The following is a 19,045-nucleotide window of genomic DNA, read 5'->3' as shown; positions in this document are numbered from 1 at the left end:
CGGCTCAGGCCGGCAGGGTCGCGCGCAGGCTGGCCAGCATGTCGGCCACCATCTCGCGGAGCCCGTACTGCGCCCGCCAGCCCCAGTCCGCGCGCGCGACCGTATCGTCGATCGAATCAGGCCAGCCCTGCGCGATCGCCTGGCGATAGTCCGGCTCGTAGCGGATCTGGTATCCCGGCACCTGCTCGCGGATGGCCGCGGCGATCTGTGCCGGGGTAAAGCTCATGCCGGCGATGTTGTAGCTGCCGCGCTCGGTCAACTGCGCCGCCGGCGCTTCCATCAGTTCGATGGTGGCGCGGATGGCATCGGGCATATACATCATCGGCAGGGCCTCGTCCTCGCGCAGGAAGCAGGTGTAGGGCTCGCCCTTCACCGCCGCATGGAAGATATCGACGGCATAGTCGGTGGTGCCGCCGCCGGGCGGGGTCTTGTGCGAGATCAGGCCGGGATAGCGCACGCTGCGCACGTCGACGCCATGGTTGGCGTGATACCAGCGGCACCAGCCCTCGCCCGCCTGCTTGGAGATGCCATAGACGGTGGTCGGCTCCATCACGGTCTTCTGCGGCGTCTCCACGGCTGGCGTAGTCGGGCCGAACGCCGCGATCGAGCTGGGCCAGAACACGCGCTCCAGTCCGGTCTGCCGCGCCAGTTCCAGCACGTTGAGCAGGCTCGTCATGTTGAGGTTCCACGCCCACTGCGGCGCCTTTTCGCCGGTGGCTGACAGCGCCGCCGCCAGCAGGTAGACCTGCGTGATGCCATGGCGCTCGACCACGGTGGCGAGTTCGCCGCGGTCGGTGGCGTTGAGCATCTCGTGCGTGATGTGCACGTGGCGGCCGGTCGGCACCACGTCGGAGGTAATGACGCTGCCGCGGCCGTAGCGCTCGGCCAGCGCCAGTGCCAGCTCGGAGCCGATCTGCCCGTTGGCGCCGACGATCAGGATCCTGGGCGTGCCGTCGGTCATCGGATCAGCCCCAGTTCGCGGCCGGCCTGGCTGAAAGCGTCGAGCGCCGCCTGCAGCGTGGTCTCGTCATGCAGCGCGCTCATCTGCACGCGGATGCGCGCCTGCCCCTTGGGCACCACCGGGTAGAAGAAGCCCACCACATACACGCCCAGCTCCAGCAGCCGTTGCGCCAGCTGCTGCGCCTTGTCGGCGTCGTAGACCATGATCGGGATGATGGGGTGCTCGCCGGCCTTGACGTCGAAGCCCAGCCGGTCCAGCCCGGCGCGGAAGAACCTGGTGTTGCGCTCGAGCCGGTCGCGCAGCTCGGTGCTGCCTTCGAGGATATCGAGCACCGCGATCGACGCGCCCACGATCGCCGGCGCCACCGTGTTCGAGAACAGATACGGCCGCGAGCGCTGGCGCAGCAGCGCCACCACTTCCTTGCGCGCGCTGGTGAAGCCTCCCGACGCGCCGCCCAGCGCCTTGCCGAGCGTGCCGGTGATGATATCGATCTTGCCGAACACGCCGCGCGCCTCGTGCGTGCCGCGGCCGCGCTGGCCCATGAAGCCGGTGGCATGGCATTCGTCGATGCCCAGCAGCGCCCCGTACTCGTCGCACAGCGCACGCATCTGGTCCAGGCGCGCGACGGTGCCGTCCATCGAAAACACGCCGTCGGAGAACACCAGCGTGTAGCGCGCGCCGTCGGCGCGGGCCTGTTCCAGCTGCGCGCGCAGGTCTTCCATGTCGTTGTGCTGGTAGCGGTAGCGCCGCGCCTTGGACAGGCGGATGCCGTCGATGATCGAGGCGTGGTTGAGCGCATCGCTGATGACCGCGTCTTCCGCCCCCAGCAGCGTTTCGAACAGGCCGCCATTGGCGTCGAAGGCCGAGCCGTAGAGGATGGTGTCCTCGGTGCCGAGGAAGCTCGACAGGCGGGCCTCGAGCGTCTTGTGCAGGTCCTGCGTGCCGCAGATGAAGCGCACCGAGCTGAGGCCGAAGCCGTGCGTGCGCAGCGCCTCGTGCGCGGCCTCGATCACGCGCGGATGCGACGACAGGCCCAGGTAATTGTTGGCGCACAGGTTGATCACCTCGCGGCCATCGCTGGTGCGCACGCGCGCGCCTTGCGGGGTGGCAATCACGCGCTCGTTCTTGTACAGCCCGGCGTCGCGGATGGATTGCAGCTCGTCGCGGATGGACGCATAGAACGCCTGGGCATTCGGCATGGCTTGGCTCCTGGGTCTGGATGGTGGATCGGTCGATTGGTGTGCTGGCGGATGTGCTACGATCCGATCGATAAATCGAACGCGTTCTGTATATCGAACGTTTTGCGCAATATAACGAACATCATTCCATGACGCAAGCCCTGCTCCAGACCCAGCCGGCCGACGGCCCGCCCGCCGTCGGCATGGCGCTGCAGGCGCTGCGCCAGCAGCAACGGCTGTCGCTCGACGAACTGTCGCGCCGCGCGGGGGTTTCCAAGTCGATGCTGTCGCAGATCGAACGCAACCTGGCCAATCCGACCGTGGCGGTGCTGTGGCGCCTGGCCAATGCGCTCGGCGTGAGCCTGACCGACTTCCTCGCCGGCGGCGCCGCCGAGCGTCCCGGCGGCGGCATCACCGTGGTCCAGCCGCACGCGATCCCGTCGCTGAAGAGCCCGGACACGCGCTGCGATCTGCGCATCCTGGGCCCGATCGATCTCGCCGGGCGCTTCGAGTGGTATGAGCTGACGATCCAGGCCGGCGGCGTACTGGCCTCCGAGCCGCACGAGGCCGGCACCCAGGAGCACCTGTCGGTGCTGAGCGGATCGATGACGGTGCGCGCGGGCGCCGATGAAAAGAAGCTGCGGCACGGCGAGACCGCGCGCTATGCGGCCGATGTCGCACATGCGATCTCCAATGGTGGCAAGACCACGGCCACCGCACTACTGGTTGTAGTGCATCCGGGGTAAGGCGGGCAAGGAGCCCGCGCTCCCCGCCTTACCGGCCAAGGTGGTTCAGCGCGGGCCGAACAGGCGCCGCACGCGCTCCCACAGCACGCCGAAGAACATCGCCACCGGATTCAGCCGCGCGATCTGGTTGCGCTCGGCCTCGCTCAGCGTCGGATCCATCCTGCGCGACACCGACCTGCCGAAGTCGGCGATCATCCGCCGCACGAAGTCTCGCACCAGCCCCGAGCGCGAGAACTGCGCGAGCGGCCCTTGCAGCGAATACTGCAGGTCGACCGCGACTTCGGTCTCGCCGGCCGACAAGGCCCTGAGCTGGTAGGCGATATCGCCCGCAGCCTTGGAATTGCTGAGCGAGTCCTGTCCCGCCCCCTTCAGCACGCCACGCTTGTTCGCGTCATCGCGCTGCAGGCGCGCGGCGCCTTCGAACCTTGCCGACATGGGGCCGAACTTGATGGCGATATGGCCCTTGACCTTCTCGCCGGCCATTTCCGTCAGCACCGCACCGGGCAGGCAGCCCGCCACGGCCGGCAGGTCCGCCATGAAGGCCCATACCTCGTCCTGCGCATAAGGCACGGTAAAGCCGCCTTCGATGCGCGACCAGCCCTTGCGGTCGGCCGAGCGCTCCGGCTCGGCGCTGCCTGCTGCAGCCAGGTGCGGCTGCGTGCCGAGCGCCTCGTCGGCAACCGTGAAGCCCGCGAACGGCAGCGGCGCGGCTGCCGCGCCGGCATGCCGCGCGATCACGCCGGCGGCCGCGCGGCGCGCGTCCAGCACCGAACGGATGGCGGCGACGATGCCCATGTAGCCGGTGCAGCGGCACAGGTTGCCCGACAGCTCATGCCGGATGGTGGCTTCGTCGGCGTCGGGCAGGCGCAGCACGATATCGCGCGCGGTGGCCAGCATCCCTGGCGTGCAGTAGCCGCACTGCAGCGCATGGTGCCGGTTGAAGGCGGCGCGCAGGTCGGCCATGACCGCGTCGTCCTCGTAGCCCTCCACCGTGACGATGTCGGCGTCCTGGCAGGCGGCGGCAAAGGTGATGCACGAGCGCACCGGCTTGTCGTCGACCAGCACGGTGCAGGCGCCGCACACGCCGTGCTCGCAGCCAAGGTGGGTGCCGGTCAGGCGATGCGTGTCGCGCAGGTAGTCGCCCAGATGCGTCCGGTCCGCGCACGTGCCGGACACCCGGCGGCCGTTGACGGTGAATTCGATGGTCTGCACGGGCGCTCCTCAGTTCAGCAGTTGCGCGACGCAGCGCGTCACGACGGTTCGGTACAGCTTGCGGTCGATGGCATCCTTGCCCGGCGCGGCTTGCGCGACGGCTTCGGCGACGGCATCGGCAGTCAGCGCGGCCGCACCCTGCGCCGCGACGGCGCGCGTCAGGCCGGGCAGCACCATGGGCGGGCCGTCCAGCGCGCCGAGCACGATGCGGGCGAAGCGGCGGCTGGCGTCGAAGTATGCGGCGCAACTGGCCTCGGCAAACTCGCCGGTCTTGCGGCACAGCTTCTGGTAGCCCCAGCGGGTGTGCGCGGTCTTCGGCGGCACCCGCACCGCCGCGATCAGCTCGCCGTCGGCCAGTACCGTGGTGTAGGCGCCGAGCATGAACGACTCCATCGGCACGTCGCGCGTGCCAGCGGCAGACGCGATCTCGATGTGCGCACCCAAGGCGGTCATGGCCACTATCCAATCGGCCGCGGGATCCGCATGCGCGAGGCTGCCGCCTACGGTCCCGCGGTTGCGGATCGCCCGGTAGGCGATGCCGCCGGCAACGGCCTGCAGCATGGTGCCGCGCAGCGGCTCGAACACGCCGTCCTCGATCTGAGCGTGGGTCACGCAGGCGCCGATGCGGATGCCGTCGGCGGTCGCGGTCACGTCGCGCAGTTCGCTCAGCGCCGACACGTCGACCACCGTATCGGGCCGGGTCAGACGCAGGTTCAGCATCGGCCCGAGCGATTGCCCGCCGCCCATGGCCTTGGAGACATCGGTGCCCGCGCCCAGGCGGGACAGCGCTTCCGGCAGCGAGCCGGGCGCGTGGTAGCAGAATGCAACGGCTTTCATCGGTCAGGCTGCCTTCCGGTTATGCGCATCGGCCTCGGCCGCATCCAGCGCTTCCAGGATCGTGCGCGGTGTCAGCGGCGTCTCCTTCAGCTCGACGCCGAAATCGCGCAACGCGTCGTTGACGGCATTGAAGATCGCCGCCGGCGGCGCGATCGCCCCGCCCTCGCCCATGCCCTTGGCGCCGAACTCCGTATGCGGTGACGGCGTCTCGAAATGATGGATGCGGATCGACGGGATCTCGGTCGGCCCCGGCAGCATGTAGTCCGCCAGCGTCGACGCCAGCGGCTGGCCGTTGCCGTCGTAATGCATCGCTTCGAACATCGCGGTGCCGATGCCCTGCGCCACGCCGCCGTAGGTCTGCCCTTCGACCACCATCGGGTTGATCATGGTGCCGCAGTCCTCCACCACGACGTAGTCAAGAATCTCGACGTGGCCGGAATCGATATCGACCTCCACCGCCACCGCATGCGTGGCATAGGTGAAGCTGCCGGTATCGACGGCTGGCTTGAAGCCCATCGTGACTTCCAGCCCCTGCGGGTCGACGTCCGGTGGCAACAGGTGCGGGTTGATGTACCAGGCGTCGGCGATGCGCGCGATGTTGGCGGCGCCCGCATCCCCGGCCCTGACGGCGCCATCCCGGAACCCTGCAGCATCCTGCGGCTGGCCGAGCATGTGCGCGCCGATCTTCAGCAGGCGGGGCAGCAGCGCCTTGCACGCGCGCGACACCGCGCCGCCGGACATCACCAGCGAGCGTGACGCATACGTTCCCGTCGAGAACGGCGTCAGTCCGGTGTCGCCGTGCACGACCTTGATCCGCGCGATATCGATGCCAAGGATCTCGTTGGCGATCTGCGCGAAGGTGGTCTCCATGCCCTGCCCGTGCGAATGGACGCCCACGCGCACCTCCAGCCCGCCGTCCGGCGTGATGCGTACCGTCGCCGAATCGAAGCCCGGAATCACCGGCGTGCCCCACGCGGCGAACACCGAGGTGCCGTGCGCCGATTGCTCGGTGTAGGTGCCGAAACCCACGCCGACATAGGTGTTGCCCCGCGGGCCCGCCTTCTGGCGCGCGCGGATCGCGGGCAGGCCGATCATCTCCATGGCCTTGCGTACGCTGGCCGGGTAATCGCCGCCGTCGAAATGCTTGTTGGTGACGTTGACATAAGGCATGGCATCGGGCGGCACCAGGTTTTCACAGCGCACCTCCCACGGTTCGCGTCCCACCTCGCGGGCGATGGCGTCGATCATCAGTTCCATCGCAAAGCAGACGCCGGTGCGCGCCACGCCGCGATAGGGTACGAAGCCCGGCTTGTTCGTCGCCACGCAAGTGGTTTCGCAGCGGTAGCCGTCAAAGGCGTACGGCCCCGGCAGGTTGCCGATCGCCTGCCCGGGCTCCAGCCCGATGGTGAACGGCCACACCGAATAGGCGCCGCCATCGATCACGATCTTCGCATCGAGCGCCAGCAGGCGGCCGCGCGCGTCGGCATACGCGGTCAAATCATAGTGGTGCTCACGCGAGTTGGCACCTGCGGTCAGGTGCTCGCGCCGGTCCTCGATAAAGCGGAACGGGCGCTTGTAGGTCAGCGCCAGCCAGGCGACGCACAGCTCTTCCTGCTGCAGCACGCACTTGTAGCCGAAGGCGCCGCCCACGTCGGGCGAGATCACGCGCACGCGCTCCTGCTCCAGCCCCAGGCAGTGCGCCAGGATCGTGCGGATCATGTGCGGCACCTGCGTCGCGCTGTAAACCACCAGCTGGTCGAACTGGTGGTCCCAGTAGGCCAGCACCGCCTTGCCTTCCATCGGCACCATGCACTGCCGCGCCAGGTCGATCTGGCGGCGCACCACGACCGTGGCCTCGCGCTGGCGCGCCTCGAAGTTCTTGTCGGCGGTCAGCGCCAGGAAGGTGTTGTCGCGCCAGTGCTCGTGCACGCGCACCTCGCCGGCAAGCTGGCGCGCCTGTGTCACGTCCGCCAGCGGGGGCAGTTCGTCGAACGACACGGCAACCTGCTCGGCGATGTCTTCGGCCTCGGCGCGCGTGGGTGCGAACGCCATTGCCACCGGCTCGCCGACGAAGCGCACCTTGCCGCTCGCCAGCGGCGGCTGCGCCGAAGGCTGGTAGGACGGGAAGGCCGAGTCGGCGACGATGTCGGCGGCCGCCGCCATGTCTTCGCGCACGATCACCGCGGCGGCATGACGGGACGGCTTGGTCACCGACAGCAGCCGCGCGTGCGCGACCGGGCTGCGCAGGAACGCCACTTCCTGCAGGTCCGGCATGGCAATGTCCGCGACAAAGCGGCCTTTGCCGTGCAGGTGCCGCGCGTCCTCCTTGCGCGCCACGCGGGCGCCGACCCCCTGGCCGCGCGGGCTTTCCGGATGATCCGGTTCCATCGACGATGTCATGGCCCTGTCCCTTCCGATGATAAGCGTGGTTTATTCAGCATACTGACCAAAATCCTATGAAAATGCGGGCGGCCCTGTCAATTGCGGCTTTACCGCATCGCGCCCTACAGGCGCCTATTCCCGCACGCCGATGGCGGCAAGCCCCTCAGCCCGGGTGGCGACGGTTGCGTACTTCTGCGCCATGTCGAACAGGTTGGCCTCATGCGGCCCCAGCGCGCGGTCGCCCACGCAGTCGGACAGCACCAGCGGGCGGAAGCCGTACTGCATCGCATCGACCACGCTGGCCCGCACGCAGCCGCTGGTCACGGCGCCAGCCACCAGCAGCGTGCGCACGCCGCGCTGGGTCAGCCACGCCGCCAGCGACGTGCCGAAGAACGCCGACGGCACCGTCTTGCGCACCACCAGTTCGCCCGGCTGTGGCGCCAGTTCCGCCACGATGGCGCTGTTGAAGGCATGCTCCTTCAGCGTCAGCATGTTCGGCACCTTCATCGAGAAGACGTTGTGGTCGGCGCCATCGTCGGCATAGACGATGCGGCTGTGCGCGACCGGCCAGGCTTCACGCCGCGCCACCGCGAGCAGCGGCACGGTACTGGCAATGGCCTCGCGGATATTGCCGCCGCCGAACACCGCCGGATCGGCAAAGCCGTTGACGAAGTCCACGATCAGCAGCCCGAAGGGCCCAGCCAGCTCCAGCGCATTGCCGAAGCCCTGGCGCTGGTATGCGCCGATTTCCTTGTGCATCACGACTTGTCCTCCGGGTAGCGAAAGCCGTCGGTCACCTTGCCGGCAACCACCACGTCGACGCCGTCCAGGCGCACGGTGCAGCGGCGCACCGGGATGTCGATATGGCAGGCCGTGGTGCGATGGCCGCCGGCCTCGTTGTTCGGGCCGAGCGAGAACAGGAAGTTGCCCTCGAACGCGCGCGCATCCATGCCGATGGTGGCTTCGCGGTCGTACAGGCCCAGCGTCGACCAGTGCGCGCGCGGCTGCAGCCCCCAGCCGATATGCGAGATCGCGTACGCTTCCGGGTCGTTGAACGATGCCATGTACTCGCTCAGCAGCTCGGCATGGAGCCCGCCTTCGATGCGCGTCGCAAAGCCGGATTCGATTGTCAGCCGGATCGGCTCGGTGACGTAAGCCTTCTGCGGCAGCAGGATGTCGCCCCTGTCCAGCACGATGGTGCCGTGCGCGGCGCCTTCGTTCGGCCAGGTCAGCGCGAAGCCGCTGGGCCAGTGGTCCCAGCGCCCGGGCTCGTCGACAAATCCGTACTCGCTGATGGCAGGGAACTCACCCAGCGGGCAGCGCAGGTCGGTGCCGGCGGGCGAGACGACGTGCATTTCGTTCGCGCTTGCCAGCCGCTGAGACGCCGCCTTCACGCGTTCGCGATCGGCCTCGCAGGGCACCATGCGCGCCAGCACCTCGGGCGGCTCGACGGCGAGCAGGATTTTGGTGCCGCCCTGCAGGATCTCGTGCTGCTCGGGTGAGAACAGCAGCGTCATCAGGTCCAGCACCAGGTCGCTCGCCTTCAGCGCGGCGATGGCGGCAGCGTTGCCGGTCAGCGGCGTGGTGCCGAGGTAGGCCAGCGCATCGCGGCTCAGCGCTTTCTCGCCATTGACGGGCGGGAGGTCCAGCCGGTTGACGATAGCACCCATCGACTGCGTGGCGGTGAGCGCGGTGGACAGCGTCTGCGGGTGGGTGGCGGCACTGGTCAGGATGGTGACGGTCTGTCCCGGCTCCAGCCGGGACAGCCGCAGCACCTTGCGCCAGGCCTCGATCATCAGGTGGTCACTTACCGGCATGTCGGCTCCTTGCTCGCTGATTGCGCCGGCGATTGCGCCAGCGGCGCGCCGAGGAAATCCCCCAGCGCCGCGTAAAAGCCCGCTTCGTCGTCCCACGGGATCATGTGGCCGGCATTGGCCACGTGGCTGACCAGCACGCCGGGCAGCAGCGTGCGGATCTCCGCGACGTCTTCGGGCCGCACCACGTCGCCGCGCCCTGCCGTCATCAACAGCGTGGGCACCCCGACCCGCGGCATGTCGGCGTGGATGTCGTCACGGTGGAAGTCCTCGAAGCTGCGCACCACCGCGTCCTCATTGCAGGTGTGCAGCCATTCGGCGCGCAGGCGCAGTTGCTCGTCGGACCATGTCGGGCAGAAGCGGCGCATGCCTTCCAGGTCGGTGCCTTCCCGGGACAGCCGGATCGAATCGACGTACCACGGCAGCTGCGCTGGATACGGGCGACGCCTGGGGCCCGACACGGGCGGATCGATCATCACCAGCCGCGCCAGCCCGCCTGGCTTTCCTGCCGCGGCACGCAGGCCGATCCGTGCGCCCATCGAATGGCCGACCACGCTGTAGCGCGACAGGCCAAGCGCTTCGGCAAAGGACACGACGTCGCGCGCCTGTGCATCGAGGCCATAGTCGAGCTCCCGCTCCGCCGACGACAGCCCGCGGCCGCGCACGTCGAGGATGTAGGTATCGAAGCGCGAGCCGAAATGCTCGCCCACAAAGCCCCAGGTGATCGCAGGGCTGGTGATGCCGGGCACGATAACAACGGCGTCGCGCGCTGCACGCTCGCCGTCATTGCCGCCGTAGCGCAGGTAATGCTGCCGGATGCCGTTGGCGTGCACGTGGCCGCCGTACTGGAACGTACTCATGGCCGCTCCTCAGTAGGCGCCGGACAGCAGCGCACCAGCGCCCGGCACGACCGGCTCCAGGTCCAGTGCACGGAGCATGGCGTAGGTGGTGGCGATGGCGGCGGTAAGCACCGGCTTGCCGGTCATCGCCTCGACCTTCGCCACGGCCGGCAACGACGGCATCTGCACGCAGGCAGACAGCACGATCACGTCGGCATCCCGCGTGTTCATCTGCGCCACGATACCGGGCAGGCGCGCGGGATCGTGGCGGCCGACTTCCAGGTTGTCGGGGATTTCCAGCGCGCGGTAGTCCACGACTTCATAGCCCTCGTTGCGGATGTAGTCCACGACAAGTTCGGTCAGCGGCTTCATATAGGGCGCGACCACTGCGATGCGCTTCGCGCCCATCACCTTGAGCGCGTCCACCAGCGCGCCGGCACTGGTGATGACAGGGGCGTCGCCGCCGTTGGCCGTGGTGTGCGCCTTCAGGCGCTGCTCGGACTGCCGGTGGTAGCCATGGCCCATCGCCATGATCGCGACCAGGCAGGCATAGCCGAGCACGTCGACGCGGGCATCGCTCAGCTCCACCGCGCAGCGGTCGGACTCGGCATCCATTGCCGCGAGTTCTTCCTTGACCACCTTCTTCATCCGCATGCGGCTTGAATGGAAGGTGAAGCGTTCCGGGCGGATCGGCTGGCGCGCCATCAGCATGGCGGGGATTTCGGTTTCCATCGTCGTGTTCGAGCTGGGGACGATCTGGCCGATACGAAAGACTTTTTGCATGGGGTTTCCAGGTTGTGCAATCAGAGCTTGAGCAGGCGTTGCGCGTTGCCGTGGCAGACCAGCGCGCGCGTGGTGTCGTCAAGCGGCGCGCTGTCGATGAACCGCGCGGCCACTTCGGTGGATTCATAGGGATAGTCGACGGAGAACATCACCGCCTCCGGTCCCAGTTCAGCAATGGCGCCCATCAGCGCGCCATGCGAACACACGCCCGAGGTGGTGATGACGATATTGCTGCCGATGTACTCGGACGGCGCGCGCTCCAGCCTGACTCCATGCGAATAGACCGCAAAACGGCTGTCGAAGCGCCAGCGCTGGTAAGGCAGGCCTTCGCCCATATGGCCGAGGATCAGCTTCAGGCGCGGGAAGCGGTCGAACACGCCGCTGAACAACAGCCGCAGCGCGTGTGAAGCGGTTTCTACGCCCCACCCCCACGCGGCTCCGGCCAACTCCGGATGGCCGGCGAGCACTTGCGGCGACACGAAGGCATCGGTCGGATGCAGGTACATCGGCACGTCCAGCGCCTGCATGCGTTCCCAGAGCGCGTCATACGCCGGGGCGTCGTAATAGCGACCATGTGTATGGCCGTTTACCAGCGAGCCCTTGAAGCCGAGCTGCAGCACGGCACGCTCCAGTTCGGCAGCGGCCTGCCCTGGATCGTGCATCGGCAACGCGGCAAAGCCGGCATAGCGCGTCGGATGGCGGGCGATCTGCGCCGCCAGGAAGTCATTGCTGTGGCGCGCCCGGGTCAGCGCCAGTCCGGGATCGGCTTCGCCCTGCACGCCGGGTCCGGTTTGCGACAGCACGGTGATGTCGATCCCGCACCGATCCATCTCGGCAAGCCGCTCTTCGTCGAAGTCGGCAAGACGGCGACCAAGCTCGGCGAACACCGCCGGATCGATATGCTGCGTGAACCCTTTGGAATAAGCCTGGAAGCCGGGGGTCATGAAATGCTCTTCCAGGGCGATCTTCTTCACGTAAGTCATGCTGGTGGGGGCTCCTGATGGATGGAATCGGTGCGTGCCGAGCTTTGTCCCGCGTGCGCTGATGCGTCGCCTCGCCGATTACTCAGTACACTGATTAGTTTTCGGATTCTAGTGAGCGGATTTTCAAAAGTCCAGAAGCCGCGCGGAGGGTTAACACCTATAACGATGGCCGGAACCGCTCATTACACTGGCCCCAGATGATCAGTATGCTGATGATATGAAACAACCATTTAAATCGGGCTTTCCGGCGCTTTCGCAATGCCTCAGGCGGGCGCCGGCTATGGCCCGCATTTTGCTCAGCATACTGCGCTTGTCATCAGCATACTGACTGATGCACCGGCAGGATGCGGCACCGCACAGTGCCGGGTCAGGAATGACCCGCGCCCCCCGGGGCCGGCACCTCCGGGAAGCAAATAAACAATAGAGACATACGGCCTGACCAAAAGGAGCCCCCGCCATGACGATCAGCCTGACCCGCGCCAAGACGCGCGCCGAGACGAGTGCCCCGGCCTCCGGCATGACCGCCGAAGAACGCAAGGTCATCCTTGCCTCATCCTTCGGCGCCCTGATGGAGTGGTACGACTTTTACATCTACGCGGCGCTGGCGGTGTATTTCGGCGCACTGTTCTTTCCGCCGGGCAATGAAACCGCCGCCTTTCTGGCCAGCCTGGCCACCTTCGGCGCCGGCTTCCTGATCCGGCCGGTGGGCGCGCTGGTGTTCGGGCGCCTGGGCGACCGGATCGGCCGCAAGTACACCTTCCTTGTCACCATACTGCTGATGGGCGTGGCCACGGTGGGCGTCGGCGTCCTGCCGACATACGAGCAGATCGGCATCACCGCCACGGTGCTGCTGGTGCTGCTGCGACTGCTGCAAGGCCTCGCGCTGGGCGGCGAAGTGGGCGGCGCGGTCACGTACGTCGCCGAGCATTCGCCGGCAGGCAAGCGCGGTCTCTACACCAGCTCGCTGCAGACCACCGCCACGCTGGGGCTGCTGTCCTCGCTGTTCGTGGTCTACCTGCTCAAGACCTTCCTGACCGAAGCGGAATTCCGCGCGTGGGGCTGGCGCATCCCGTTCATCGTGTCGCTGGTGATGCTGGTGATCTCGGTCTATATCCGCGGCAAGCTGCATGAGTCGCCGGTGTTCGCACGCATGAAGGCTGGCAATGCCACCTCGAAGTCCCCCATCCGCGAGAGCTTCACGCGGTGGAAGAACCTGAAGTCGGTGCTGCTGCTGTTCGTGGTGGCCGCCGGACTCGGCGCGATCTTTGGCACCGGCCACTTCTACAGCATGTTCTTCCTCAACAAGACGCTGCACGTGCCGATCGAAACCGTGCACAAGCTGATCGCGATCGCCCTGGTGGTGGCGACGCCTTGCTACCTGTTCTTCGGCTGGCTGTCGGACCGCATCGGCCGCAAGTACATCATGATGGCCGCCTGCCTGCTGGCTGCGCTCTGCACCCAGCCGGTGTTCAAGGGGCTGACCCACTACGCCAATCCCGCCCTGGAGCAGTTCCAGCGGCAAGGCACGGTGCAAGTGACCGCGGGCGACTGCAAGGCACGCCTGTTCGGCGAACCGGTGTCGGCCTGCGACAAGATCCGCGGCTACCTGACCGACCTGGGCGTGGGCTACACCTTCGTGCCGGCCAGCGACCCGGCCCGCGCGGAAATCCGGATCGGCGCGCGCACGCTGCAGGGTTTTGACCGCACCGCCATCAAGACGGCACTGGTCGAGGCCGGCTGGCCGGAGCGCGCCGATCCCGCCAGGATGAATACGCCGATGGTGTTCATGCTGCTGCTGGTGCCGATCCTGTTCCTGGCCATGGTCTATGGGCCGATGGCCGCCTTCATGGTCGAGCTGTTCCCGGCCCGAGTGCGCTACACCTCGCTGTCGCTGCCCTTCCACCTTGGTGCGGGCTGGGTCGGCGGCATGCTGTCGTTCGTGGTGACGGCGATGAACGTGTCCAGCGGCGACTTGTACTTCGGCCTGTGGTACCCGGTGGTCATTGCCGGACTTGCCTTCGTCATCGGCATGGCGTTCGTGCCTGAGACGCGCGGGCGCGACCTGTCTTCCTGATCGCGACCGCCAGCGCATTGCGGGGCGACGCGGTTCGCCCCTTTCTATCCGCCAACCTTCAGCATACTGATTTACTGCCCGGCGCGTGCGCAGCGATGGCGCGCGCGTCGTGCCAATGCAGCCATCGCCAACTTCCATCCCTTCGCGCAGACAACCTGGAGCCCCCAATGTCCACCTCTCGCATCCTACGCACCCTAGCCGCGTCGTCCGCCCTGCTCGGCCTGGCGCAGGCCACGCCCGCCCTGGCCGACGCCAGCGGCGTGAAGATCGGCGTCATCACCGATATGTCCGGCTCCTATGCAGACCTGTCCGGCAAGGGCTCGGTCGTCGCCGCCCAGATGGCCGTCGAGGAGTTCGGCGGCAAGGCGCTGGGCAAGCCCGTCACGGTGCTGTCCGCCGATCACCAGAACAAGGCCGATATCGCTTCGTCTCTGGCGCGCCGCTGGTTCGATACCGACGGCGTCGACATGGTGATCGACTTCCCCAACTCGTCGACCGCACTCGCGGTGCAGGAAGTGGCGCGCCAGAAGCAGAAGATCGACATCGTCTCCACCGGCGGCGCCATGGCGCTGACCAACCAGAACTGTTCGCCCACAGGGTTCCATTGGGCCTGGGACACCTACTCGGTGTCGTATCCGCTGGTCCGCCGCCTGATCGACCAGGGCCGCAACAGCTGGTACTACATCACCGTGGACTATGCCTTTGGCCAGTCGCTGGAAGCCGATTTCCGCAAGGCCGTGGATGCGGGTGGCGGCAAGAACGTGGGCAGCACGCGCCATCCGCTCAATGCCAGCGACTTCAGCAGCCCGGTGGTCGCGGCGTCGGCCTCCAAGGCCAAGGTGGTGGTGCTGGCCAACGCCGGCAACGACATGATTAATGGCGTCAAGGCCGCCGGCGAGTTCGGCCTGATCAAGGCGGGGCAGACGGTCATCACGCCGTCCACCTTTATCACCGATATCAAAAGTCTGGGCCTGCCCGCCGCGCAGGGCCTGACCTATGTCGACCCGTTCAGGCTCGACCTCGACGCGAAGTCGAAGGACTTCGTCGAGCGCTACCACAAGCGCCACAAGGCGTATCCCACGCACGGGCAGATCGGCGTCTATTCCGGCGTGCTGCACTACCTGAAGGCCGTGGAAGCCGCCAGGACCGTCGAGGGCCCCGCGGTGGCGGACAAGATGCGCGCGCTGCCCGTCAACGACGCCTTCGTGCGCAATGGCAAGGTCCGGATCGATGGCCGCATGGTGCACGACATGTACCTGGCCCAGGCCAAGACGCCGGCGGAATCGAAAGGCGCGTGGGACCTGGTCAAGTACATCGGCACCATTCCCGGCGACGAGGCCTTCCGCCCGCTCTCCGCCAGTGAATGCCCGCTGGTCAAGAAGTGAGCACGCCAATGCCTGAGCAAGACGTGATCCTGCACACGCAGGGGCTGACCAAGGCGTTCAAGGGCTTTACCGCCGTCAGCGATGTCAGCCTGTCGGTGCGGCGGGGCTCGATTCATGCGCTGATCGGCCCCAACGGCGCCGGCAAGACCACCTGCTTCAACCTGCTGACCAAGTTCCACGCGCCGTCGTCCGGCTCCATCCATTTCAACGGAGCCGATATCACCGCGCTGCGCCCGGCGCAGATCGCCCGCATGGGCGTGATCCGCTCGTTCCAGATTTCCGCGGTGTTCCCGCAACTCACTGTGCTGGAGAACGTGCGCATCGCGCTGCAGCGCAAGCTGGGAACGTCGTGGCATTTCTGGCGCGGCAGGCGCTCGCTGTCGCGGCTGGACGCGCGCGCCATGGAACTGCTGGACGAGGTGGGCTTGGCCGGCTTCGCGCACCTTGGCACGGCGGAGCTGGCCTATGGCCGCAAGCGCGCACTCGAGCTGGCCACCACGCTCGCCACCGATCCGGAACTGATGCTGCTGGACGAGCCCACGCAGGGCATGGGCCACGAGGACGTCGAGACCGTGACCGCGCTGATCAAGCGCGTGTCGGCGGGGCGGACCGTGCTGATGGTGGAGCACAACATGAGCGTGGTGTCGTCGATCGTCGATCGCATTACGGTGCTGCAGCGCGGCGCCGTGCTGGCCGAGGGCACATATGACGAGATCTCGCGCAATCCGCAGGTGAAGGAAGCCTATATGGGAACCACCGAAGACCAGCAGGAGGCCGCATGACCGCAACCGCCACCCCGGCCCTGGAATTGCGGGGCCTGCATGCCTGGTACGGCGAATCGCACATCCTGCACGGTGTCGACCTGGCGGTCCAGCCGGGCGAAGTGGTCACGCTGCTGGGCCGCAACGGCGCCGGGCGCACCACCACGCTGCGCGCCATCATGGGACTGACCGGCACGCGCAAGGGCTCGGTGCGCGTATTCGGCCGGGAAACGATCGGCATGAAGACGCACCGCATTGCGCCGCTGGGGCTTGGCTACTGCCCGGAGGAGCGCGCCATTTTCGCCAGCCTGTCGTGCGAAGAGAACCTGATGCTGCCGCCGGCCTTCGAGGCAGCGCCGGGCGCAACGGGTCTGCGCGAGCCCATGTCCGTCGCCGAGATCTACGAGATGTTCCCCAACCTGCATGAGCGGCGCAAGAGCCAGGGCACGCGCATGTCGGGCGGCGAGCAGCAGATGCTGGCAGTGGCGCGCATCCTGCGCACCGGCGCCAGCGTGCTGCTGCTCGACGAGATCTCGGAAGGGCTGGCACCGGTGATCGTGCAGAAGCTCGCAAAGATGATCGCCACGCTGCGCCGGCGCGGCTACACCATCGTCATGGTGGAGCAGAACTTCCGCTTCGCCGCGCCGCTGGCGGACCGCTTCTTCGTGATGGAGCACGGCCGCATCGTGGAGGCCTTCGCCGCCAGCGAGCTGGCACGGAAGATGTCCACGCTTAACGCCCTGCTGGGCGTATAAGGAGACCTTGTCATGGAATTGTTTGGAGTGCCCCTGCCCGCGCTGCTGAGCCAGCTGCTGCTGGGGCTGGTCAACGGATCGTTCTACGCGATCCTGAGCCTGGGGCTGGCCGTGATCTTCGGCCTGCTCAACGTCATCAACTTCGCCCATGGCGCGTTGTTCATGCTTGGCGCCGTGCTGGCCTGGATGGGACTGAACTACCTCGGCATCAACTACTGGGTGATGCTGATGCTGGCGCCGCTGGTTGCCGGCGCCCTGGGCGTGGTGCTGGAGCGCAGCATGCTGCGACACCTGTACCGCTTCGACCATCTGTACGGGCTGCTGCTGACGCTCGGCATCTGCCTGCTGATCGAAGGCTTGCTGCGCTCGGTATACGGGGTCTCGGGCCTGCCCTACCCCACCCCGCAAGCCCTGACCGGTGTCAGCCAGCTGGGCTTCATGGTGCTGCCCAACTACCGTGCCTGGGTGGTACTGGCTTCGCTGACGGTGTGCTTCGCCACCTGGTTCATGATCGAGAAGACCCGTCTGGGCGCCTATCTGCGCGCCGGCACCGAGAATCCGCGCATGGTCGAAGCCTTCGGCGTCAATGTGCCGCTGCTGGTGACGCTGACCTATGCCTTCGGCGTGGGACTGGCGGCGCTCGCCGGCGTGCTGGCCGCGCCGGTGATGCAGGTGTCCCCGCTGATGGGTCAGAACCTGATCATCACGGTGTTCGCGGTGGTGGTGATCGGCGGCATGGGCTCGATCCTCGGCTCGATCTTTACCGGTGTGGGGCTGGGTGTGTTCGAAGGCATTACCAAGGTCTACTACCCCGAAGCTTCCGCGACCGTTGTCTTCGTCGCCATGGTCTGCGTGCTGCTGGTTCGCCCGGCCGGTTTGTTTGGAAAGGAGAAATGATGGCAAGCCCCACTCACGCAACGCGGCCTCGGCTCGCATACGGACTGCTGCTGGCAGCGCTGCTGCTCGCGCCCTGGCTGGGCGCCTACCCTGTACTGGTGATGAAGCTGCTGTGCTTCGCGCTGTTTGCCTGCGCCTTCAACCTGCTGCTGGGCTATACCGGGCTGGTGTCGTTCGGCCATGCCGCGTTCTTCGGCGGCGCGGCCTACGCCTGCGGCTATGCAATGAAGTCGCTGCAGCTCGCGCCGGAACTGGCGTTGCTCGGCGGCACCGCCTTCGGTGCGCTGCTGGGACTGGTGTTTGGCGCACTGGCGATCCGCCGCCAGGGCATCTACTTTGCCATGATCACGCTGGCGCTGGCGCAGATGTTCTACTTCTTCTGCCTGCAAGCACCGGCCACCGGCGGCGAGGATGGCATGCAGGCGGTGCCGCGCGGCGAGCTGTTCGGCGTGCTGGCGCTGGCATCCGACTACACCATGTACTACTTCGTGCTGGCGATCACGGTGGCGGCGTTCCTCGGCATCATGCGCATCGTCGACTCGCCCTTCGGTCAGGGGCTGCGGGCCATCAAGGAGAACGAGCCGCGCGCGGTCTCGCTGGGCTATGACGCGGACCGCTTCAAGCTGCTTGCGTTCGTGCTGTCGTCGGCGCTGGCGGGGCTGGCGGGCGCGCTCAAGACCCTGGTGCTGGGCTTTGCCACGCTGACCGACGTCCACTGGATGATGTCGGGCTCGGTGATCCTGATGACGCTGGTCGGCGGCATGGGCACGCTGTCTGGCCCGCTGGTCGGGGCGCTGGTCATCGTCGCGCTGGAAAACAAGCTGGGGGATGCGGGCCATGCGCTGGCGGAAATGACCGGTGTCGCCTGGTTCGATACGCTGGGCGAGTCGGTCAGCATGGTGACCGGGCTGATCTTCGTGGTCTGCGTGCTGACGTTCCGCCGCGGCATCATGGGCGAGATCCTGGCTCGCTGGCAGGCACGTCCGACACCGCAGTACAGTGCCGCGGCCACGCCCGGGACCGCCAAAACTCCGGGTTAACGAGAATATTTCGCACCCAAAACATCAGTACACTGATCTTATATATTCAGCATACTGACAAATTAGATCCACGGAGATGACCATGGCATGGATTCACATCGATGCGGCCGACACGCTGCAGAACGACGAGGTGATGCCGCTGACGCTGGGCGATCGCCAGCTTGCCGTCTATCGCAGCGATGACGCGTTCTTTGTCACCGACAACGTCTGCACGCACCAGTACGCCCTGCTGTCGGACGGCTATCTGGAAGACGGCTGCATCGAATGCCCTCTGCACCAGGCCCGCTTCGACATCCGCACCGGCAGGGCGATGTGCGCGCCCGCCACCGGCGATATCCGCACCTATCCGGTCAAGATCGAAGACAGCCGGGTGTGGGTCGAGTTGTAAGGAGGCGGTC

Annotated in this window: 18 protein-coding genes; 8 read left to right on the top strand and 10 right to left on the bottom strand. The window is 67.0% G+C overall.

The window, feature by feature from the left end:
- Positions 1 to 4: 4 nt before the first annotated feature.
- Positions 5 to 961, bottom strand: a complete 957-nt coding sequence (locus MKD50_RS26970) for an NAD-dependent epimerase/dehydratase family protein (protein ID WP_252669440.1) — start codon at positions 959 to 961, stop codon at positions 5 to 7.
- The gene (kbl, locus tag MKD50_RS26965) at positions 958 to 2,160 is read right to left on the bottom strand and encodes a glycine C-acetyltransferase (RefSeq protein WP_240071823.1); all 1,203 of its coding nucleotides are present in this window, start codon (positions 2,158 to 2,160) and stop codon (positions 958 to 960) included. Before kbl ends, MKD50_RS26970 begins: the two co-directional genes overlap by 4 nt.
- 128 nt (positions 2,161 to 2,288) lie before the next feature.
- Between kbl and MKD50_RS26960 the strand changes: the two genes are divergently transcribed.
- On the top strand, positions 2,289 to 2,885 hold the full coding sequence (locus tag MKD50_RS26960; protein WP_115699960.1) for a helix-turn-helix domain-containing protein: 597 nt from the start codon (positions 2,289 to 2,291) through the stop codon (positions 2,883 to 2,885).
- Between the two features lie 45 nt (positions 2,886 to 2,930).
- Here the strand turns inward: MKD50_RS26960 and MKD50_RS26955 are convergent, their stop codons facing one another.
- From MKD50_RS26955 to MKD50_RS26920, 8 genes are all read right to left on the bottom strand, one after another.
- The gene (locus tag MKD50_RS26955; RefSeq protein ID WP_252669438.1) at positions 2,931 to 4,097 is read right to left on the bottom strand and encodes a xanthine dehydrogenase family Fe-S subunit; all 1,167 of its coding nucleotides are present in this window, start codon (positions 4,095 to 4,097) and stop codon (positions 2,931 to 2,933) included.
- Between the two features lie 9 nt (positions 4,098 to 4,106).
- Positions 4,107 to 4,934, bottom strand: a complete 828-nt coding sequence (locus MKD50_RS26950; protein WP_252669436.1) for an FAD binding domain-containing protein — start codon at positions 4,932 to 4,934, stop codon at positions 4,107 to 4,109.
- Between the two features lie 3 nt (positions 4,935 to 4,937).
- Positions 4,938 to 7,334, bottom strand: coding sequence for a xanthine dehydrogenase family protein molybdopterin-binding subunit (locus MKD50_RS26945; protein ID WP_252669434.1), 2,397 nt, complete (start codon positions 7,332 to 7,334; stop codon positions 4,938 to 4,940).
- A 114-nt stretch (positions 7,335 to 7,448) separates the two neighbouring features.
- Positions 7,449 to 8,075: an N-carbamoylsarcosine amidohydrolase gene (locus tag MKD50_RS26940; protein ID WP_115699956.1), complete on the bottom strand. Its 627-nt coding sequence runs from the start codon at positions 8,073 to 8,075 to the stop codon at positions 7,449 to 7,451.
- Entirely contained in the window at positions 8,075 to 9,133 is a 1,059-nt protein-coding gene (locus tag MKD50_RS26935; protein ID WP_115699955.1) for a 2,5-dihydroxypyridine 5,6-dioxygenase NicX family protein, read from the bottom strand. Before MKD50_RS26935 ends, MKD50_RS26940 begins: the two co-directional genes overlap by 1 nt.
- A complete protein-coding gene (locus MKD50_RS26930; RefSeq protein ID WP_252669432.1) occupies positions 9,124 to 9,990 on the bottom strand; it encodes an alpha/beta fold hydrolase in 867 nt (288 codons plus the stop codon). The genes MKD50_RS26935 and MKD50_RS26930 overlap by 10 nt, the downstream gene beginning before the upstream one ends.
- 9 nt (positions 9,991 to 9,999) lie before the next feature.
- Positions 10,000 to 10,752, bottom strand: coding sequence for a maleate cis-trans isomerase family protein (locus tag MKD50_RS26925; RefSeq protein ID WP_252669430.1), 753 nt, complete (start codon positions 10,750 to 10,752; stop codon positions 10,000 to 10,002).
- 20 nt (positions 10,753 to 10,772) lie between these two features.
- A complete protein-coding gene (locus tag MKD50_RS26920; RefSeq protein ID WP_240071816.1) occupies positions 10,773 to 11,735 on the bottom strand; it encodes an amidohydrolase family protein in 963 nt (320 codons plus the stop codon).
- Positions 11,736 to 12,192: 457 nt separating this feature from the next.
- Here MKD50_RS26920 and MKD50_RS26915 point away from each other — a divergent pair, with 457 nt between their 5' ends.
- The 7 genes from MKD50_RS26915 (at position 12,193) to MKD50_RS26885 (ending at position 19,035) form a co-directional block, all read left to right on the top strand.
- Entirely contained in the window at positions 12,193 to 13,809 is a 1,617-nt protein-coding gene (locus MKD50_RS26915) for an MFS transporter (RefSeq protein ID WP_240071815.1), read from the top strand.
- A gap of 167 nt (positions 13,810 to 13,976) precedes the next feature.
- A complete protein-coding gene (locus tag MKD50_RS26910) occupies positions 13,977 to 15,194 on the top strand; it encodes an ABC transporter substrate-binding protein (RefSeq protein WP_252669428.1) in 1,218 nt (405 codons plus the stop codon).
- A gap of 8 nt (positions 15,195 to 15,202) precedes the next feature.
- Positions 15,203 to 15,976 (top strand): ABC transporter ATP-binding protein, encoded by a 774-nt coding sequence (locus tag MKD50_RS26905; RefSeq protein ID WP_240071813.1) that lies wholly within the window; start codon positions 15,203 to 15,205, stop codon positions 15,974 to 15,976.
- Complete coding sequence (locus tag MKD50_RS26900) at positions 15,973 to 16,710, top strand: ABC transporter ATP-binding protein (protein WP_252669427.1); 738 nt, start codon at positions 15,973 to 15,975, stop codon at positions 16,708 to 16,710. The genes MKD50_RS26905 and MKD50_RS26900 overlap by 4 nt, the downstream gene beginning before the upstream one ends.
- A gap of 12 nt (positions 16,711 to 16,722) precedes the next feature.
- Positions 16,723 to 17,607 (top strand): branched-chain amino acid ABC transporter permease, encoded by an 885-nt coding sequence (locus MKD50_RS26895; protein ID WP_115699948.1) that lies wholly within the window; start codon positions 16,723 to 16,725, stop codon positions 17,605 to 17,607.
- Entirely contained in the window at positions 17,607 to 18,647 is a 1,041-nt protein-coding gene (locus MKD50_RS26890; protein WP_252669425.1) for a branched-chain amino acid ABC transporter permease, read from the top strand. Before MKD50_RS26895 ends, MKD50_RS26890 begins: the two co-directional genes overlap by 1 nt.
- Positions 18,648 to 18,729: 82 nt before the next feature.
- On the top strand, positions 18,730 to 19,035 hold the full coding sequence (locus tag MKD50_RS26885; protein WP_115699946.1) for a non-heme iron oxygenase ferredoxin subunit: 306 nt from the start codon (positions 18,730 to 18,732) through the stop codon (positions 19,033 to 19,035).
- Positions 19,036 to 19,045 lie beyond the last annotated feature (10 nt).

The sequence above is a fragment of the Cupriavidus mimosae genome, assembly GCF_023952485.1.
GTDB classification, from domain to species: Bacteria; Pseudomonadota; Gammaproteobacteria; order Burkholderiales; family Burkholderiaceae; genus Cupriavidus; species Cupriavidus taiwanensis_C.
Note: the sequence above shows the minus strand (reverse complement) of the source record. Positions and strands in the feature narration are given on the sequence as shown.

Bases quoted from the DNA above. Each gene is read 5' to 3' on its own strand.
- MKD50_RS26970 (WP_252669440.1), bottom strand. From the start codon at position 961: ATGACCGACGGCACGCCCAGGATCCTGATCGTCGGCGCCAACGGGCAG.
- kbl (WP_240071823.1), bottom strand. From the start codon at position 2,160: ATGCCGAATGCCCAGGCGTTCTATGCGTCCATCCGCGACGAGCTGCAA.
- MKD50_RS26960 (WP_115699960.1), top strand. From the start codon at position 2,289: ATGACGCAAGCCCTGCTCCAGACCCAGCCGGCCGACGGCCCGCCCGCC.
- MKD50_RS26950 (WP_252669436.1), bottom strand. From the start codon at position 4,934: ATGAAAGCCGTTGCATTCTGCTACCACGCGCCCGGCTCGCTGCCGGAA.
- MKD50_RS26945 (WP_252669434.1), bottom strand. From the start codon at position 7,334: ATGACATCGTCGATGGAACCGGATCATCCGGAAAGCCCGCGCGGCCAG.
- MKD50_RS26940 (WP_115699956.1), bottom strand. From the start codon at position 8,075: ATGCACAAGGAAATCGGCGCATACCAGCGCCAGGGCTTCGGCAATGCG.
- MKD50_RS26935 (WP_115699955.1), bottom strand. From the start codon at position 9,133: ATGCCGGTAAGTGACCACCTGATGATCGAGGCCTGGCGCAAGGTGCTG.
- MKD50_RS26930 (WP_252669432.1), bottom strand. From the start codon at position 9,990: ATGAGTACGTTCCAGTACGGCGGCCACGTGCACGCCAACGGCATCCGG.
- MKD50_RS26925 (WP_252669430.1), bottom strand. From the start codon at position 10,752: ATGCAAAAAGTCTTTCGTATCGGCCAGATCGTCCCCAGCTCGAACACG.
- MKD50_RS26920 (WP_240071816.1), bottom strand. From the start codon at position 11,735: ATGACTTACGTGAAGAAGATCGCCCTGGAAGAGCATTTCATGACCCCC.
- MKD50_RS26915 (WP_240071815.1), top strand. From the start codon at position 12,193: ATGACGATCAGCCTGACCCGCGCCAAGACGCGCGCCGAGACGAGTGCC.
- MKD50_RS26910 (WP_252669428.1), top strand. From the start codon at position 13,977: ATGTCCACCTCTCGCATCCTACGCACCCTAGCCGCGTCGTCCGCCCTG.
- MKD50_RS26905 (WP_240071813.1), top strand. From the start codon at position 15,203: ATGCCTGAGCAAGACGTGATCCTGCACACGCAGGGGCTGACCAAGGCG.
- MKD50_RS26900 (WP_252669427.1), top strand. From the start codon at position 15,973: ATGACCGCAACCGCCACCCCGGCCCTGGAATTGCGGGGCCTGCATGCC.
- MKD50_RS26895 (WP_115699948.1), top strand. From the start codon at position 16,723: ATGGAATTGTTTGGAGTGCCCCTGCCCGCGCTGCTGAGCCAGCTGCTG.
- MKD50_RS26890 (WP_252669425.1), top strand. From the start codon at position 17,607: ATGGCAAGCCCCACTCACGCAACGCGGCCTCGGCTCGCATACGGACTG.
- MKD50_RS26885 (WP_115699946.1), top strand. From the start codon at position 18,730: ATGGCATGGATTCACATCGATGCGGCCGACACGCTGCAGAACGACGAG.